The following is a 17,933-nucleotide window of genomic DNA, read 5'->3' as shown; positions in this document are numbered from 1 at the left end:
AGATAAAATTTTAGCTTAGTTTAAAGCAAATTAGTTGGTTTTGGTAAACCAGTTCTTAAAATCGGCCTTTGCGGTCTCAAAATTTGCATGACCAATAAGGCAGTTGAGGCTGGAATTGCTACGAATAGATTGATTTGGTACGCCTTGCCCATTTAACCAGTTCTCACAAAGCTTTTTAATCAGAGCAACTTCATCATCTGCAACCGCATCCATATCCATTGCATTAAGCGTTGCATATTCATCTTGATTAATACCTGCAGGCAAATCCCAATGTTTACCGGCTGCATCGTCAATCAACACTGGTCTTAGAGCTGGATTCATGCGGATAAAATCAACCGGCTGTGCAGGCATAGACGGGTTCAGAATCATATAAGCCACAAAAGCAGCCGTATCTGGCGGATCGTTTAAAATACTTGTACCCATTTTTTGGATATCTTTAATCAGGCCTGGCGATTCGTGCTTCGCTTTAAGTTCATCGTATTTTACCGGGATTTCCTCATCATACTGCAATTGCGAAACCGATCCCGTCCCTATAGAAAGTACCTGAACCTGTTCAATCTCATATTGCTCGCGGTTACAAATCGCTTCAGTAACGGCAACTAAAACCGGGTTATTATTGCCTGTAACGCCACCATCCCAATAGTATTTGGGCTTATTGTTAACCAAAAATGTAGCTGGTTCATTAAAATAATTAACCGGCGCAGTACTTGAGGCATGAATGGCATCAACCAATGTTACCATACAATCAGAAGGACTTGCAGGCTGAGCAGGCAGCTTTTTCAGTTTACGCTCAATAACTGATGTCGCAGCCATACTATCGCAATCAGACCTGAAAAGTTCTGCCCTGTTGCGGTAATAATCATATCCAATAATCAAAAACTGGGTTTTAATGGCTCCATTTGATGCAATATGCGCCGGGATATCCATCATATCGATTTTGGCAATTCCGGGTAAAATTTCCTTTAAGGCGAGGTGCTTTCGTTTAGTGGCATATTTCGCCCCGATTTTGAATATCCTGGCTATGCTGGATAATAAACTTTTTTCAAAAAAACTTAACCTCGAAAATACCTTATTCCTGAGTTTTGCATCATCAAAGATCTTTTCAATTTCAGAAAGCCGCAGGTTCTCGGCCATTGCTGCTGCTACCAAACTGCCACCGCTATTGGCCGATACCAGATCAAATTCAGCTAAAACTTCATGTCCGGTAGGATCGGGATTGTTAAAAGTTTCGGCGAACAGCTTACGCAAACATTTCACCTGGATAAGTGCCCAGGAACCACCGCCATCGAGCGATAGGATCCTGTAAGTTTTAGCATTAGGCATGATGCATCAGTTTAAGATTACTTAAAGCTAGGCATAATAAAGCTGCAAAACAATATGGTTTTGGAGTCAATATTTCCAATTCGGGTTTTACAACAGGCCAGAAAATATTACCTTGCAATATGAACTTTTTATCCCATTACTATTTCGACAGGTCTAATCAGGATGCCAATGTGGTAATGGGAACGGTTTTACCCGATTTAATTAAAAATGCCCTTAAGGATGCCAACCTGTATCCTCAGAAAAATGAATTTCTTTTTAAGGGTAATCCAGATGAGGAAAGCCTGCTTAAGGGATGGAAAAGGCATTTAGAAGTCGATTTGTATTTCCACTCTTCTGCTTTCTTTTTTGAAAAAACAGCCATCCTGAAACAGCTGATTAAACCCATTGTAGAAAATACCCCCATCCGCCCCTCCTTTTTGGCACATATTGGCCTGGAATTATTGCTCGATCATTTGCTGATTGAACACAACCTGATTCAGGTAAATCATTTTTACGACCATTTGAGTGCAGTTAAAAAAAATTCGCTAACCAACTTTCTCGAACATTGCGGTTTAAAAGACCAAACCTTATTTTTTAAATTTCTGGAAGGTTTTATTAGCAGTAAGTACTTGCTGAGCTATCAAAAACTAGACAATATCAGTTATGCCCTAAACCGGATTTGCATGCGTTTATGGCCAGAAACCTTAAACGAAAAGCAGCTACAGGAGCTTACTTTTGAACTGGTGGTTTTTAAATCCTTGTTGGAAAAAGACTTCATTACAATTTACCAGGAAATAGAAATTAAACTGATTTAACATTTGTTATCTTTATTGCCAATAACAAATTAATCTTAACCCCAAACAAACTTAATGAAATCTATTTTAAAACTCGCCCTGGTTCTTTGTGCGCTAAATTTTAATGCACTTGCGCAAACCCAAATAAATGTTATCAAAAAACCAGCCTGGAACTTCAGAACCTCTTTCGATAGCCGATACGGATCAAAACTAGATCTTTCGGGCAATGCCTTTGCTATGATTATTGATGTTCCAAAAGCCGACTTCGCAGTGGTTACAGTTGACGATAAGCTAAATCAAAAGTGGCTTACTGAGCTTTCCGGATTTCCGATGGCCATTGGGAAGTTTAAAGATAAGATTATGGTTATCGCTGCCACAGATCATAGCTATTTCAAAAGCTTTACCAACCAGTTTAATGCCTACCTTTTAGAAGAAAAAACCGGCAAAATATTCTCTCAAAAGTTGATTTACGATGGAAGTAAAGATTTTGTAGAAGCTCCCGAGTTCTTTTTTTCAAATGATGGTTCTTATTTTAAAATGGCTTCAAGACTAACCGGTCTAAAACGCAAAGTGCATGTTGGCCTACCAATAGTTGGCTTTTTAACGGCCCTTAAAGTAGATAAAGATTTTAATGAATCGCAAAGTTATACAGTAATAGATTTTAATGAAAAACTTGAGCAAGTACAAAAAATGGAACCAGAAATGCCAGACGGAGATAGCTGGAAAGCATCTTGTGGTGATGATGGTAGCTTTATTATCAGTACGGTAGATGCCACAAAAGGAAAATGTCATGTGGCAACTTATTTAAGCAGCAACCCCACTCCGTTAAAAACAGTAAGCATTCCCATTGATGCTTTCAATCAGGAGGAAGTATCCTCGATAAGTTTTGCCAGCAGTAAAACACCACTGATAAATTACATTGCTATATTTTATAAGAACATGAATAAAGAGCGTTCCTTATTAACCGCTAGGATCGATTTTAACGATGGCACCTACACCTACAATAAAGAAGTGTTTGATAAAGCTCATATTAAAGAATTACAGAAATCTTTCGTACCTGTAAGCAAGAAATTTGATGACCTGGCTTTCTCTGATAGTAAATTTATGAATATCAGACACATCGCAGAATACAACAACAAATTACTAGTAACTATTTCTCCTAGATCTGTTATCAGCAGTAGTCATGGTTCGATCACATCAGAAGGCTCAGTTTTGATTAATGCATTTGATCAGCAGATGAAACCGCTATATCATCAATTTATTCCCCGCGATTATGCAAGCACCAGCATGGGCGAAGGGTCAGAAGTATCGTTCAATCTGGCAAAGAATACCCTTCGCATCTTGGCCAACCAAACTGATGGTTTTACTGCAGTTGCTACAATGTATGCTGAAATGGATCTGGAATCGGGGAAAATTAACAAGATAAATATGATTAGTAAGGATGATATTAAAAATTCTTATTATGCCAATACTGAGTACATCAGTTGGTTAAATGATAGTTTTGTTATTCCTTTCGTTGAGCGTAGGGGCATTTTTAGTAACAAAGTAGATTTACAGTTATTGCAACTAAAATATTAATCACTCTTCACCTTTTTTTATATTTGTAAATGCCCTTAACAGCGATACAAGAAGAAATGGATGCCCTGGTTGCCGAGCTCAACCAGCACAATTATAATTACTACGTACTGGCCATGCCTACCATTGGCGATTACGAGTTTGACAAAAAATTAAAACACCTTCAGGAGCTTGAACAAGCAAACCCCGAGTTTGCCGACCCAAACTCTCCTACCCAACGTGTTGGCGGCGATGTGACCAAAAATTTTGTTACCGTTAACCATAAATACCCCATGCTTTCGCTGGGTAATACGTATAATGAGCAAGATCTGCGCGATTTTGACGAGCGGATCCGTAAAGCCATCGGCGATAATTTCGAATACGTTTGCGAGCTAAAATTTGATGGTTTATCCATCAGTCTTACTTACGAAAACGGCAAACTGGTAAGAGCAGTTACCCGTGGCGATGGCACCAAAGGAGACGATGTAACGGCTAACGTTAAAACAATCCACACTATCCCGCACCAGCTTAAATCGGCTGTATCACCCGAACATTTCGAAATACGTGGTGAAATTTTTATGCACAAAGCAGCTTTTTTACGTTTAAATGCTGCGCGCGAAGAACTGGGCGAAATCCCTTATGCCAACCCGCGCAATTTTGCTTCGGGCACCATAAAAATGCAAGACAGCAAAGAAGTGGCTAAACGTCCATTAGATGGTTTTATCTACTTTTTATACACCGATAAAAACGAATATAAAAACCATTGGGATAGCCTGAATGCGGTAAAAGAATGGGGTTTTCATGTTTGCGAACACAACAGATTGGTTTCCAATATTGATGCTGTGCTCGATTTTATTCATCATTGGGAAGAAGAACGCTTTAAACTCAGCTACGATATAGATGGCATTGTAATTAAGGTGAACAGTTTTGCACAGCAACAGGAGCTTGGCTTTACAGCCAAATCGCCACGTTGGGCTATTTCTTACAAATACAAAGCTGCCGAAGTTGAAACGATTTTAGAAAAAGTAACCTATCAGGTAGGCAGAACCGGAGCTGTAACCCCTGTAGCCAATTTAACGCCGGTTTTACTGGCAGGCACAACGGTTAAACGCGCTACTTTGCATAACGCCAATGAGATTGAACGTTTAGACCTGCATCTGGGCGATACTGTATTTGTAGAAAAAGGTGGCGAAATTATCCCGAAGATTATTAAGGTTAACCTGGATAAACGCTTACCAGATGCCGTTAAGGTAAATTATCTGCAAAACTGCCCTGAGTGTGGCACCGAGCTCATTAGAAAAGAAGGCGAAGCGGTACATTACTGCCCTAACGATGAAGGTTGTCCGCCGCAGATTGTAGGAAAAATACAACATTTCATCTCGCGCAAAGCGATGAATATTGATGGCCTGGGAGATGAAACCATTGAAACCTTTTACAAAAACGGCCTGGTAAACCACATCAGCGACTTATATACGCTTTATCAAAAATCCGATCAGCTTAAAACCCTCGATCGTTTTGGTGAGCGTTCTATCGACAATATGATTGCAGGTATTGAAAAATCAAAAGAAATGCCTTTCGAAAAAGTACTTTTTGGCCTCGGCATCCGTTATGTGGGCGAAACCGTAGCTAAAAAACTAGCTGCCGGTGTTAAAAATATCGATAACCTATCGAAAGCTACTGTAGAGGAATTGATTGCCATTGATGAAATCGGACAGCGAATTGCAGAGAGTATTGTTGAGTATTTTGGAAAATCGGAGCATTTACAGCAGGTAGAATTATTAAAATTAGCCGGATTGCAGTTTGAAATTGAAGAAAAAGTAATTACGCTTGATAGTGACCGACTTATTGGAAAAACATTCGTAATTTCGGGCGTTTTTGAAAACTATAGCCGCGATGAGCTAAAAGATATGATTGAAGCCAATGGAGGCAAGATTTTAAGTGGTATTTCGGGCAAATTAAATTATCTGGTAGCGGGCGACAATATGGGGCCATCGAAACTGGAAAAAGCCAATAAGCTCAATGTGCCCATCATCAGCGACGCAGAACTTTTAGAAATGATAAAATAATAGTTAACCAGAAAGGCACTAAGAACACAAAGTTCTTTAAACAAACATCCTAACTGCTTAAAATTAACTTAAAAAAATAAAGGGCGGCATAAAAAGGGTTATAAACGGCTATTTATAATAAATAAAATCTTCGTGTCTTTGCGACTTGGTGGTAAAAAAACGTGTTATAAAAAATAACTTATAACAAAAGAATAAAACCTCGCTACCTTTGTGGTTCCGTGGTAAAAACAAAAAAGTAAATTATATAATGAACAAATTTCAGGGTACTGGTGTAGCGTTGGTTACACCTTTCAACACAGATGGATCAGTTGATTATAATGGTTTAAAAAACCTGATTAATCATTTGATAGACGGAGGGATAGATTACCTCGTTTCTTTAGGTACAACCGGCGAAACAGCCACTATGACCAAGGACGAGAAGAAGAAGGTGTGGGCCTATACTGCTGAAATTAACAATAACAGATTACCTTTAGTTGCCGGAATTGGTGGCAATAATACTTTAGCTGTAGCCGAAGAAATGAAAGCTTTCGATATAGCTGGCTATAGTGCTATTTTATCGGTTAGTCCTTATTACAACAAACCTACACAGGAAGGTATTTACCAGCATTACAAACATTTGGCTGAAGTATCTCCTTTAGATTTGATTTTATACAACGTTCCTGGACGCACCATGAGCAACATGAGTCCTGAAACTACCTGCAGACTGGCACACGATTTCAAAAATATCATTGCAACAAAAGAAGCTTCGGGCAGTTTTGATCAATTCAATCAGATTATGCGAGATAAACCAGCAGATTTTCTTTTAATCTCTGGCGATGACCCGATTACCTTACCTATGATCGCCATGGGTGCATCGGGTATTATTTCGGTAATCGGAAATGCGCTACCTAAGCAGTTATCTGATATGGTAGACCAATGTTTAGCCGGCGATTTTAAAGGTGCTACACCTGCTCATTTAAACCTGATTGAGTTTACCCGCCTGGCTTTTGCAGAAGGAAATCCCGCAGGTATTAAAGCTGCATTAAAACATATAGGTGTTTGTGGCGATACCGTTAGATTGCCATTAATTAAAGCTTCTGCACAACTTGAACAGTTGATTGTTAAAGAAATCGAAAAGTTAAGTGTTGTAGCTTAAAAAGAACTGCCTGGGGATGAAAATCCGCTGGCAAGTATATAACGAAAAAATCCCTTTGAGCTTTAAATTCAAAGGGATTTTTTCGTTTTAAGCAATTAACCTATTTCTGCGTTCCATGAGCAAATTATCCTGCCATACCCCATTTACTTTACCAATCTTTTCCCGATAACCAACTACCCTGAAACCAGCTTTTTCGTGAATTTTTAATACAGCTGCATTTTGCAGAAAAATTCCAGCCTGCAGCATCCAAACGCCAACTTTTTCACTTTCTTTAATTAAGGTATCCAACAGCAAAAAACCAATGCCTTTATCCTTATGCTCCTGCTTTACATAAACTTCTATTTCGGCAACGCCTACCCTGTCATATTTAGCTGATACAGGCAATAAAGCAATCCAGCCTATAATTTCATTATCCTTGCAGGCTACAAACCTACATACTTTACTGTGCGATGAGTCCCAGTCTTTCCATGACAAATCCGGAGTTCTAAAACTTGCCATACCGGTTTCGATTCCTTCCTGATAAATTCTACTCACCTCATCCCAATCCGTTGCACGCATTGCTCTTATCATAGTTTAATCAAATTTTGAGTTAAAAAAATAACCCATATACCCTATAGTCTATCTTGTTTATACTACAAAAGTACCCAAAACAGTATCTTTTATATCTGTTTAAGAAAACAAGTTTGTCCTGTATTATAAATCAACACAAGTATATCTGAAAAAGTTGCACGAAAGTGTATGTTCGTAACAAAAACGTTATGATAACGCTTTTATTTACAGCAGTTTTTGGTATATTCAACCGGGCTCATACCTACAAGCTTTTTAAAAGCGTTGTAAAAGGCACTTCTCGACGAAAAGCCTGCACTGTAAGCCAGTGCTTCTAAGGTAAAATTTTGAACAATTTCGGGGCTGCGAAGACTTTCTTTAATCCAGTTGATGCGATATTGATTGATGTAATCGATAAAGCTTTTGTTTAGATAACTGTTGAGCACAATTGAGAGTTTATGGCTACTCAATCCTATCTCCTTCGCTAAGGATTGCAATCTGAGGCCCTTATCTCTGAAAGACTGGTACGTTTCCATATGGGCGCTTAACTTTTCCTCCCACATGTCGAGTTCTTTATTTTGCTCTTCCTGTGCGGCGAAATCTTTCTTTACACTCAATAATGTAGAGGGTTTTACATTGAGTAAAGAGGCAATCAGTTCGGACGGTAAACGATCTAAATAACCCGGATTGGTTTGGGCAAAATACTCGTACCGTTCTTTGGCATTCCCTACGCGTATAATATGCGCGCGCTGCTGTGCATGTTTGTAATATTTCTCTAAAATTACCCTAAAGATATAATTCAGTTCGAAATACTGCAGAAACAACCTGTTTATTTCCTGGTTGTGCAGGGCAAGCAAATCGGTATCTTCAACAGCTACAACATATTCCTGAGAATGGGCTAAGCCGTGTAATCCCGATATCGAACTTACAAATTCGTTTTCGATAGATATATAAGTGGTAATCTGTTGCTTTTTATGAGTACTGCATCCCATTAATGCACCTTTCTTAATAAAATAGATATATTCACACACTTCATTTTCGTTAAAAAGAATCTGGTCTTTTTTAATGCTTAATGAAAGTATATGTGCTTCAAGCTCTTTAACCAACCCATTACTGATAGGGTATACAACCGACATAATCTTAAGTATGTGATTAATATCTGCCTGATTTGAACGATTGTATTTTAAATATCCCGACATCTTATATCCTGAATTACTGGTGTATTATCCATATCAGCCTAAATTAACTCACAACAACAATATTGATTAGATTTTTTCTTCAGCTTGTAAGCAGAAGAGATTATTTCTTAAGTAAATACCCGGTATTACGGCAAAAAACGGGGAATAGTCAAGTCTTTATGCGATCAACGGCCAGCTTGTAAAGAAATTTTTAATGAACGTAAAAATAAAAAACAAATGAGACTTAACAGCAGAATAGCATAAAGCTTATTAAATCGTCTTATTATTTTTACAGAGAGAGAAAAACAGGAGCACATTCATCGTATGATAATAGTACTTAAAATAACAAAGGCCTCTGAAAATTTCAAGAGACCTTTGTTTAAATATTTTGAGGGCTTAGGCTTTGTTTTTGGTATCCTGTACTTCTAAACGAATAGCCTGGGCCAGGTTTTTTAAATCTTGCATACCTTTACGTACACGGGTTCCGGCTGCGCTGTTGCCTTTGTTATAAAACTTGTCTGCATCAGCTTCTAAAGCTGCCACTAAACTTTTTACTTCTTCGAATTTTTTCATTTTTTATGGCTCCTATAATTTTAAAGGTTTGATTTTTAATTATCTAACTCTAATTTAAACGGTTTAGTGTAATAAAAAAACTTTTGCCTCGATAAAAAAAGCCCATTAAAGGCCTTTTTTTTCCACATTAACGATAATTATAAACATCTCTAATATTAAAAAAATAAAACAAATAGCTGTATATCAACAAAATACAAACATAAAAACAAAAACATCTCTTAAAAACGGCCTAAAACGGCTATATGTAATTTTATTCATACATAAACATCATGAATGAGGGGGAGCAATGGAGCAATAATGAATGAGTAATGAAATGATCAGTTTTCAGTTGATAGTTATCAATTAACAGTTATCAGTTAATAGTTTTCAGTTGGATTACGAACAATAACGAATGACCAATGAACCAATGACCAATGTATCAATGAACCAATGAACAATAACCAATGAACAATAACCAATGACCAATGAATAATAACCAATGAACTAATGCCCAATGAACCAATGAGCAATAACCAATGAACTATAACCAGTGAACAATAACCAATGATCAATGAACCAATGAGCAATAACCAATGAACTAATGATCCAATAAAATCTTTAAACAAATGCATAAACAAACAAAGCGTTAACAATTAATTAAAGCTTATGATGTAAATTGCAGCAGACGCCCTACAAACAAATCATAAAATTTATTTACAGCTATGAGTACTATTAAAGTAAAAGACGGAACCGAAATCTATTATAAAGATTGGGGTACAGGACAGCCAATTGTTTTCCACCACGGATGGCCATTATCGGGAGATGACTGGGATACCCAGATGATGTTTTTTGTTAACCAGGGCTACCGTGTAATTGCGCACGACCGCAGGGGACATGGCCGTTCGAGCCAGGTTTCTGAAGGACACAACATTGAAACCTATGCGGCAGATGTTGCAGAGTTAACTGCAGCATTAGATTTAAGAGATGCGATACACATTGGCCATTCTACCGGTGGTGGTGAAGTAGCCAGATACGTAGCAAAAAATGGCGATCGTGTAGCAAAAGCGGTATTAATCAGTGCCATTACCCCAATTATGATCCAAAGTGAACAAAACCCTGAAGGAGTACCTTTGGCTGTTTTTGATGGAATACGTCAGGGTACTGGTTTTAACAGGGCACAATATTACCACGATTTTACAGATGCGTTTTATGGTTACAACCGCGAAGGTGTCAAAGCGGATGCAGGCGTTAAAAACAACTGGTGGCGTCAGGGCATGATGGGTTCGGTTAAAGCGCACTACGAAGGCATTAAAGCCTTTTCTGAGACTGATTTAACTGAAGATCTTAAAAGCATCACAGTACCAGTATTGGTGCTTCATGGCGAAGACGATCAAATTGTTCCTTTCCACCAGGCACCTAAAGCTGTAGCGTTATTACAAAACGGTAAACTGATTGCTTATCCAGGCTTTCCGCATGGCATGCCAACTACAGAAGCTGAAACCATTAATCAAGATATTTTAGCTTTTATTAAATCTTAAAAGGCCTTTAAAAACAAAAACCGGTTATTTTTTTATCAATAACCGGTTTTTTTATGATTAATTTGCCGCTTATGCAGTAGCAAATTGGTTTTCTTTGTAATAACCGTTTTCTAATTTCTCAGCTACTTCACTAAATGCATCTAAAGTACGTTGTACATCTTCTAAAGTATGTACAGCTGTAGGGATTAAACGCAATTCGATCATTCCTTTAGGAATTACCGGATACACTACGATTGAACAGAATATACCATAATTTTCGCGTAAATCGAAAGTAAGTGCAGTCGCATCAGAAAGCTCTCCTTTTAGGAAAACAGGAGTAACTACCGAATCGGTAACGCCTAAATCGAAACCACGCTCACGTAAACCTTTTTGCAAGGTCATGGCGATTTCCCAAAGTTTATCTTTTAACTCCGGACGGCTTTTCAATAATTCTAAACGTTTTAACAAACCGATTACCATTGGCATTGGTAAAGCTTTGGCAAAAGTTTGCGAACGCATGTTATACCTTAAGAAATTGGTAATTTCTTCGGTAGAAGCCACGAAAGCACCGATACCTGCCATGGATTTCGCGAAAGTACCGAAATACACATCAATCCCATCGATACAATCCTGAGCTTCGTGTGTGCCCGCACCTGTTTTACCCATGGTACCAAAACCATGTGCATCATCAACCAGGATACGGAATTCGAATTCTTTTTTAAGATCAACAATTTCTTTCAGTTTTCCCTGAGCGCCGCTCATACCGAAAACACCTTCGGTAATTAACAAAATACCACCACCAGATTCTTGTGTTAATTTGGTAGCGCGCTCTAATTGTTTACGGGCACTCTCGATATCATTGTGTTTGTATACAAAACGTTTGCCCATGTGCAAACGTAAACCATCGATAATACAAGCATGCGATTCGGCATCGTAAACAATAACATCGTTACGATCAACAAGCGTATCGATAATCGATACCATACCCTGATAACCATAATTTAATAAAAATGCATCAGGCTTTCCTACAAATGCAGCCAATTCCTGCTCTAACTGCTCGTGAAACTTAGAGTTACCGCTCATCATACGGGCACCCATAGGGTAAGCCATACCGTACTGCGCTGCCGCCTCTTCATCTGCCTTTCTTACTTCGGGGTGATTGGCCAAACCTAAATAATTGTTTAAGCTCCAAACCAAATGCTCTTTTCCTTTAAACTGCATGTGTGGTGCAATTTCTCCCTCTAATTTTGGAAACGAGAAGTACCCATGAGACCATTTCTGGTGTTGGCCAATTGGCCCCATGTGTTTTGCTATTTTATCAAATATATCCAATGTATTACCTGTTTTTTTATTATAAAATTCTGCGAATTTACGCTTTATTCAGCTTAAAATCAACCGTATTCATCCGCTGGCTGTCAATTAACATTTTCACCTTGCTAATTTTATGCCAAAAAAGCCCCGGTTTTTATTTCGGGGCTTTTAAAGGTATTATTTCGGGTCGATTTAGTCAACGTTGTCGTGCAGAAAAGAATTGTTCGGTCTGATTTCTGTACCTCCATCCTGATCGTTGCTTAGCGTAAAACGGCTAACCTGCGATTCTGATGAATGCTGAACCTGCTGTAACTGCATTTGTTTGCGTTTGTAAGCTGGTTCGTTTTCCAGTTCCTGTAAACCATTGGTAGTACGCAATTTCATGCTCAAATCTTTTAAACGTAAAATACGTTCTTTTGATTTTTTCAATTGCTCTTCCATCGATTCGTCGCTCTTATCATCGTCTAAACCAACAACCGGCATTTCTGGTTCTGGCTCAGGTACATGCATTTGAGCCACTTCTGCAACCGGGGTTTCGAAAACGAAATTGGTTTCTGCCAGTTTCACTTCAAATTCGAAACCAGTTTCCTGAGGTTCTTCCACACCACGAGGTTCTTCCTCGATCAATGTATGACGAACGATATTATTTTCAGGCTCCTGAACTTTCTGAGTCTCGGGCTTATTGAACATACCACCAAACAGATCTACTTGCGAAATCTCTTCTTTAGCTTTTAAAACCGGCTCGTATGATGGAGCAGCTTTAGGCTGGATAAAAGAATTTACTGGTTCAACGGGACGAACTAGTGGCGCTTCTTCTGGTGTTAACAGTGATATTTTCTTTTTATTTTTTTCTTCGTAAACGCGTTCTTCTGAAGTTTGGAAACCTGTGGCAATAATGGTTACAGAAAGCTTATCGCTCAAAGATTCGTCGGTACAGTTACCCCAGATTAAATCGGCAGATAAACCTGCTTTTTCCTGGATGTAATCGGTAATGATCGAAACCTCATCCATGGTTACTTCACGTAAACCAGAGCTGATATTCAACAGAATATAACGTGCACCTTCAATTTCGTTATCTTTTAATAATGGAGAAGCCAAAGCACCTTCTACCGCTTGTAATGCACGCTCGTCGCCTTCGGCAGCAAAGCTACCCATAATAGCAACACCGCTATCTTTCATTACCGTACGCACATCTTTAAAATCCACGTTGATATAACCTGGAACAGTAATGATTTCGGCAATACCTTTGGCAGCAGTGGTTAAGATATCATCGGCCTGACCGAAAGCTGAGCCTAAGGTTAAGTTTCCGAAAATCTCGCGCAGGCGGTCGTTAGAAATTACGAGATAAGAATCTACGTATTTCTTCAGTTCTTCCATCCCTTCGTCGGCCTGCAACCTACGTCTTTTCCCTTCGAAAGAAAAAGGCGTGGTAATAATAGCCACGGTTAAAATATCAAGTTCTTTAGCAGCTTTAGCAATAATTGGCGAAGCACCTGTTCCGGTACCACCACCCATTCCTGCCGTAATAAAAAGCATTTTAGTGGTACTACCCAACATTGCCTTAATATCATCTATATTTTCTATTGCAGAGTTTTTACCAACCTCCGGGATAGAACCAGCTCCCATTCCTTCGGTTAAACTAGCACCTAATTGTACCTTGTTAGGGATAGGGCTAGATTCCAAAGCCTGGGCATCTGTATTACAAATAATAAAATCCACACCAGTAATACCCGACAGGTACATATGGTTCACCGCGTTGCCGCCACCGCCTCCAACACCAATAACCTTGATGATTGAAGACTTATCTTTTAACATTTCGAACTGCATATCTTTATGAATCAGTTGTTTAAAAATTTTTAAATTCTGTTCATTACTCAATGTAATATTAACACTTTTTCAACAGACGTTTTCCACAAGTGTTAAGAATGTGGAAAACTCTTTCTTTGTTGAAAAATAATTAGCTTTTCAAGTAATCTTCATCGCTCACATTCATATCATCCTGAATGAAAGTCCTTGTTTTTGCCAATAATTTATCGAACAAACCAGGTCCGCGTTTTTCCTTTTCCTTTGCAGCTTTTGGTTTCTCTACAAAAACACCAGGTTGTTTCATTTCTTCAATCAGCTCTTCAGCTTTCTGGATTCCTTTAATCAACAAGCCAACACTGGTTGCATACATCGGGCTTTTCAAATCGTCGTAAATGGCTTTAGGCATATCTTCGTATTTAGATAAATGCTCATTTGGATAACCAATACGGCAATCTAAACCGGTTACATATTCTACCGCCTGCGATAAGTGTTTTAATAAAGCACCACCACCTGTAATTACGATACCACCAATGAGTTTTTTCTCGTAACCTGAAGATTTGATCTCGTAGTAAACATGCTCGATGATTTCTTCCATACGGGCCTGAATTACATAAGCCAGGTTTTTAACCGAAATTTCTTTCGGTTCGCGACCACGTAGTCCCGGAACACAAATGATTTCGTTTTCTTTGTTTTCCTCAGCCAGTGCCGAACCGAAACGCGTTTTCAACAACTCAGCCTGGTTGCGCATTACCGAACAGCCTTCTCTGATATCTTCGGTAACACTATTGCCACCAAATGGGATCACCGCAGTATGACGGATAATACCTTCGTGGAAAATAGCGATATCGGTAGTACCACCACCAATATCAACCAAGGCAATACCAGCTTCTTTTTCTTCCTCGCTCAACACCGATTCAGACGAAGCCAATGGCTCAAGAATTAAATCCTGAGTTTGCAGCCCTGCATTGTTTACACATTTAATAATATTTTTTACTGCGGTAACCTGACCGGAGATGATGTGGAAGTTGGCTTCCAGACGCACGCCTGCCATACCAATCGGATCTTTGATACCCGGTTCGTTATCGATGGTAAATTCTTGCGGCAATACATGGATGATCTCCTCACCCGGTGGCATTACCAGCTTAAACATATCGTCGATTAGCTTATCGATATCTTTTTTGCCGATTTCGTTGTTTAGTTCTCTTCTTGTTAAAATCCCCCGGTGCTGTAAGCTTTTGATGTGCTGACCAGCAATACCCACATTTACCACCTGTATTTCTACATTGGATTGTCCGCTTGCTACTTCAACTGCTTGAGCAATGCCCTGTACGGTTTTTTGGATATTAGAAACCACTCCACGTGTTACTCCCGCCGATTCTGCTTTCCCTATCCCTAAGATCTCGATCTTACCGTGCTGTGTTCTACGACCAACGATAACACAAATTTTTGTAGTACCGATATCCAATCCTACTACAATGGGCGACTGACTGGTAAATTTTGCCTTGTCCATATTCGTTAATTTTGCTGAGTTTTATACAATTTTTCCAGGGCTTTGATTTCTTTCTCTCTCGCCTCTCTCTGTTTTTTTAAATCTGCCGCAGATTTTGCCGGCTTTGGCTGTGTTGTTACCGTTTGCTTCGGTTTTTCCTTTTTATCCGCTGGTTTTACTTCCTTCGGTTTACTTGCCTGCGTTGTTGCCGGCTTTTTTTCTTCTTTTTTAGCTGGTTCCGTTTTTTTGGCATCAACCTTTTTAGGTTCCACTTTTTTCGGCTCCGGCTTTTTAGGTTCTGGTTTTGCTGGCACTACCTTTTTCGGTTCTTCTTTTTCGGGTTCATCCGCTTCAGGCCTGTCATCCATTGCATCTCCAATTGTACTTCTGATCAGCGAATCGGCTACACTGCGTTGTATCCTCAAACTATCGGCCAGAGAAAAAGTTTTGCCTTTTTTACCCAATTCTGTCGAATCTCTTTTTTCGCATACAATCTGATTGGTGTACTTGATATTTATCGTTTTATAAGTATCCCAACCTACCTGCGGCATGGCCTTTTTATAGAACAACAGCAGGTTCTTCATTTTCTTTTCAAGCGAATCGGCATTACCCAAAATAATACGCTGGTTACCCACTCTTGGAATCAATGTGATGTCGTTTTTCTGATCAACTACAATCTGCTCAATCTGCGAATCCCAGAGCGTATCTTTTTTAATGTACTGCGCCGTTTTATACAAATCGCGCGCCAATTGCGTGTGTAAAGTATCTACCCTGCTACCAAAAACTTCGCTAATGTGCCCTGTAGCCACCAAAACATTGGCTGTAAAGTTTGATGAAATAGGCATTTTCAAACCATCGTTATCGATGTAAAAATCCTGCCCGTTTTCATTTAGAATACGTACAATTGGCTGGCGCTGTTTTACCTCAATGTGCAATACCCCATCCATATCTACATAGACCTTAGCAAAGCCGATGTAAGGATTGGACTGCAATTTCTTTTCTATCTGGTGGATGTTGATATTCTCTAGGTTTCTACCCAGTAGTACCCCCTGATCCTGCTTTAAAATCTCATCAATTTCTTCGCGCTCAATAAAATTATCGGCACCAGGGATAATAATTTTAACATCGGTACATTTAACGGTTTGCTTTTTAACGTTGATAAAACCCAAAAGCACAACCACTCCTGCCAGACTGATTAGCCAGGCGAAGCCAGTAAAAATTGCGCTCCAGTTTATTCGTTTAAGCATTGTTTAATGTATTTTTTATAGGTTCAATAATGGTATCAATATCACCGGCACCTACAGTTAAAATTAATTCAGGTTTTGTGTCCTTAACATACTGAACCACAAAATCTTTTCCACATATTCTCTTATCACTCAATGTAATTTTATCGAGCAAAAACTGTGAATTTATACCTTCCAAAGGCAATTCTCTGGCCGGATAAATTTCAAGCAGCAACAATTCATCGGCTGTGCTTAAAACTTTTGCAAATTCATCAGCAAAATCTCTTGTGCGGGTAAACAGATGTGGCTGAAAAACAACCGTTAACTTTTTATCCGGATAAAGTTGCCTTACTGCATCAAAACAGGCTTTCAGCTCTTCAGGATGATGTGCATAATCATCGATATAGATCTGACTGCCATTATTTACAATATATTCGAAACGGCGTTTAACCCCTTTAAAATTCGCAACAGCCTTTTTCACTTTATCAGCATCGATACCCAAAGCCAGGGCAATTGCAATGGCTACTGTAGTATTTTCTACATTATGCTTTCCGGGCAGCATTAAGCTGATATCTTTTATGCTATGAGCGTCATCGGCATAATCAAACACAAATTTCGCCCCCTCTACCCTCAGGTTTTCCGCCCTTGCGCTGGCAGTAGCACTGGCAGCATAACTGATACCATTAGCCAGCGGCAGCCCCGCATGCGTGTAAAGCTTTCCGTCATCTTTTAACTGTGCAGCAAAAAGACGGAAAGATTCTTCCAGGTGGCTTTTATCACCATAAATATCCAAATGATCGGCATCCATAGAGGTTACCACAGCTACATCTGGATGTAATGTAAGGAAAGAGCGATCGTATTCATCGGCTTCTACTACCACCACATTATTATCGCCAAAAAGCACATTACTGTTGTAATTGCTGGTAATACCTCCTAGAAAGGCAGTACAATCGTAGCCGGTATCTTTTAAGATATGTGCTACAATTGACGAAGTGGTTGTTTTACCATGAGTACCGGCTACGGCAATGCAAAACATACCTTTACTGATAATCCCCAATACTTCTGAGCGTTTTTTCAGGCTAAAACCTTTATGAATGAAGTGATTTAAAATCTTCGAATCTTTTGGTATAGCTGGTGTGTAAACTACTAAAGTATCGTCTTCATTATCCAAAAATGCACAAGGCAGCGAAGCAGCTTCGTCCAAGTAGGTAATTAAAATACCTTCCTGCTCTAATTTTTCGGTCAGCTTGGTCCTGGTTTTATCATAACCACAAACCACCTGTCCGCGTTTAGCAAAATAACGGGCAAGCGCACTCATACCGATACCACCGATACCCACGAAGAAAACCCTGTTTATTTTACTTAATTCCATTTTTATTAGATTTGAGATGCTAGATGTGAGATATGAGACTTGAGAACTGCGACGTAATGCCCAATCTCAAATCTAATTTCTCATATCT

At 39.1% G+C, this 17,933-nt stretch carries 14 protein-coding genes; 5 read left to right on the top strand and 9 right to left on the bottom strand.

All coding sequences use genetic code 11. From position 1 onward, the window contains the following. Window positions 1-30: 30 nt before the first annotated feature. The gene (locus BLR37_RS16880; protein WP_090770569.1) at window positions 31-1,323 is read right to left on the bottom strand and encodes a patatin-like phospholipase family protein; all 1,293 of its coding nucleotides are present in this window, start codon (window positions 1,321-1,323) and stop codon (window positions 31-33) included. 119 nt (window positions 1,324-1,442) lie between these two features. Here BLR37_RS16880 and BLR37_RS16875 point away from each other — a divergent pair, with 119 nt between their 5' ends. From BLR37_RS16875 to dapA, 4 genes are all read left to right on the top strand, one after another. Further along, on the top strand, window positions 1,443-2,117 hold the full coding sequence (locus BLR37_RS16875; protein WP_090770567.1) for an ACP phosphodiesterase: 675 nt from the start codon (window positions 1,443-1,445) through the stop codon (window positions 2,115-2,117). Between the two features lie 54 nt (window positions 2,118-2,171). Continuing rightward, window positions 2,172-3,674 (top strand): hypothetical protein, encoded by a 1,503-nt coding sequence (locus BLR37_RS16870; protein ID WP_090770565.1) that lies wholly within the window; start codon window positions 2,172-2,174, stop codon window positions 3,672-3,674. A gap of 29 nt (window positions 3,675-3,703) precedes the next feature. Beyond that, window positions 3,704-5,716, top strand: coding sequence for an NAD-dependent DNA ligase LigA (gene ligA, locus BLR37_RS16865; RefSeq protein WP_090770563.1), 2,013 nt, complete (start codon window positions 3,704-3,706; stop codon window positions 5,714-5,716). Window positions 5,717-5,963: 247 nt separating this feature from the next. Beyond that, on the top strand, window positions 5,964-6,851 hold the full coding sequence (gene dapA, locus BLR37_RS16860; protein ID WP_090770704.1) for a 4-hydroxy-tetrahydrodipicolinate synthase: 888 nt from the start codon (window positions 5,964-5,966) through the stop codon (window positions 6,849-6,851). Between the two features lie 87 nt (window positions 6,852-6,938). Here dapA and BLR37_RS16855 read toward each other — a convergent pair whose 3' ends face one another. From BLR37_RS16855 to BLR37_RS16845, 3 genes are all read right to left on the bottom strand, one after another. Beyond that, complete coding sequence (locus tag BLR37_RS16855; protein WP_090770561.1) at window positions 6,939-7,421, bottom strand: GNAT family N-acetyltransferase; 483 nt, start codon at window positions 7,419-7,421, stop codon at window positions 6,939-6,941. 200 nt (window positions 7,422-7,621) lie between these two features. Then, complete coding sequence (locus tag BLR37_RS16850; protein ID WP_167356632.1) at window positions 7,622-8,533, bottom strand: helix-turn-helix domain-containing protein; 912 nt, start codon at window positions 8,531-8,533, stop codon at window positions 7,622-7,624. 438 nt (window positions 8,534-8,971) lie between these two features. Continuing rightward, window positions 8,972-9,148 (bottom strand): hypothetical protein, encoded by a 177-nt coding sequence (locus tag BLR37_RS16845; protein ID WP_010602932.1) that lies wholly within the window; start codon window positions 9,146-9,148, stop codon window positions 8,972-8,974. Between the two features lie 701 nt (window positions 9,149-9,849). Here BLR37_RS16845 and BLR37_RS16835 point away from each other — a divergent pair. Beyond that, window positions 9,850-10,665: an alpha/beta fold hydrolase gene (locus BLR37_RS16835; protein ID WP_090770557.1), complete on the top strand. Its 816-nt coding sequence runs from the start codon at window positions 9,850-9,852 to the stop codon at window positions 10,663-10,665. A 69-nt stretch (window positions 10,666-10,734) separates the two neighbouring features. Here the strand turns inward: BLR37_RS16835 and BLR37_RS16830 are convergent, their stop codons facing one another. The 5 genes from BLR37_RS16830 to murC form a co-directional block, all read right to left on the bottom strand. Then, complete coding sequence (locus BLR37_RS16830; RefSeq protein ID WP_090770555.1) at window positions 10,735-11,976, bottom strand: aminotransferase class I/II-fold pyridoxal phosphate-dependent enzyme; 1,242 nt, start codon at window positions 11,974-11,976, stop codon at window positions 10,735-10,737. 171 nt (window positions 11,977-12,147) lie between these two features. Then, window positions 12,148-13,782, bottom strand: a complete 1,635-nt coding sequence (gene ftsZ, locus BLR37_RS16825; protein ID WP_090770701.1) for a cell division protein FtsZ — start codon at window positions 13,780-13,782, stop codon at window positions 12,148-12,150. A 130-nt stretch (window positions 13,783-13,912) separates the two neighbouring features. Continuing rightward, window positions 13,913-15,271, bottom strand: a complete 1,359-nt coding sequence (gene ftsA / locus BLR37_RS16820; RefSeq protein WP_039473398.1) for a cell division protein FtsA — start codon at window positions 15,269-15,271, stop codon at window positions 13,913-13,915. Window positions 15,272-15,276: 5 nt separating this feature from the next. Further along, the gene (locus tag BLR37_RS16815; protein ID WP_090770553.1) at window positions 15,277-16,497 is read right to left on the bottom strand and encodes a cell division protein FtsQ/DivIB; all 1,221 of its coding nucleotides are present in this window, start codon (window positions 16,495-16,497) and stop codon (window positions 15,277-15,279) included. Further along, window positions 16,490-17,845 carry a UDP-N-acetylmuramate--L-alanine ligase gene (gene murC / locus BLR37_RS16810; protein ID WP_090770551.1) on the bottom strand — a complete coding sequence of 452 codons (1,356 nt, stop codon included), beginning with the start codon at window positions 17,843-17,845 and terminating at the stop codon, window positions 16,490-16,492. The genes BLR37_RS16815 and murC overlap by 8 nt, the downstream gene beginning before the upstream one ends. Between the last annotated feature and the right edge of the window lie 88 nt (window positions 17,846-17,933).

This window comes from Pedobacter soli, from assembly GCF_900101435.1.
Taxonomy (GTDB): Bacteria; Bacteroidota; Bacteroidia; order Sphingobacteriales; family Sphingobacteriaceae; genus Pedobacter; species Pedobacter soli.
Note: the sequence above shows the minus strand (reverse complement) of the source record. Positions and strands in the feature narration are given on the sequence as shown.

Coding starts and splice junctions, on each gene's coding strand:
- BLR37_RS16880 (WP_090770569.1), bottom strand. CDS start 1,323: ATGCCTAATGCTAAAACTTACAGGATCCTATCGCTCGATGGCGGTGGT.
- BLR37_RS16875 (WP_090770567.1), top strand. CDS start 1,443: ATGAACTTTTTATCCCATTACTATTTCGACAGGTCTAATCAGGATGCC.
- BLR37_RS16870 (WP_090770565.1), top strand. CDS start 2,172: ATGAAATCTATTTTAAAACTCGCCCTGGTTCTTTGTGCGCTAAATTTT.
- ligA (WP_090770563.1), top strand. CDS start 3,704: ATGCCCTTAACAGCGATACAAGAAGAAATGGATGCCCTGGTTGCCGAG.
- dapA (WP_090770704.1), top strand. CDS start 5,964: ATGAACAAATTTCAGGGTACTGGTGTAGCGTTGGTTACACCTTTCAAC.
- BLR37_RS16855 (WP_090770561.1), bottom strand. CDS start 7,421: ATGATAAGAGCAATGCGTGCAACGGATTGGGATGAGGTGAGTAGAATT.
- BLR37_RS16850 (WP_167356632.1), bottom strand. CDS start 8,533: ATGTCGGTTGTATACCCTATCAGTAATGGGTTGGTTAAAGAGCTTGAA.
- BLR37_RS16845 (WP_010602932.1), bottom strand. CDS start 9,148: ATGAAAAAATTCGAAGAAGTAAAAAGTTTAGTGGCAGCTTTAGAAGCT.
- BLR37_RS16835 (WP_090770557.1), top strand. CDS start 9,850: ATGAGTACTATTAAAGTAAAAGACGGAACCGAAATCTATTATAAAGAT.
- ftsZ (WP_090770701.1), bottom strand. CDS start 13,782: ATGCAGTTCGAAATGTTAAAAGATAAGTCTTCAATCATCAAGGTTATT.
- ftsA (WP_039473398.1), bottom strand. CDS start 15,271: ATGGACAAGGCAAAATTTACCAGTCAGTCGCCCATTGTAGTAGGATTG.
- BLR37_RS16815 (WP_090770553.1), bottom strand. CDS start 16,497: ATGCTTAAACGAATAAACTGGAGCGCAATTTTTACTGGCTTCGCCTGG.
- murC (WP_090770551.1), bottom strand. CDS start 17,845: ATGGAATTAAGTAAAATAAACAGGGTTTTCTTCGTGGGTATCGGTGGT.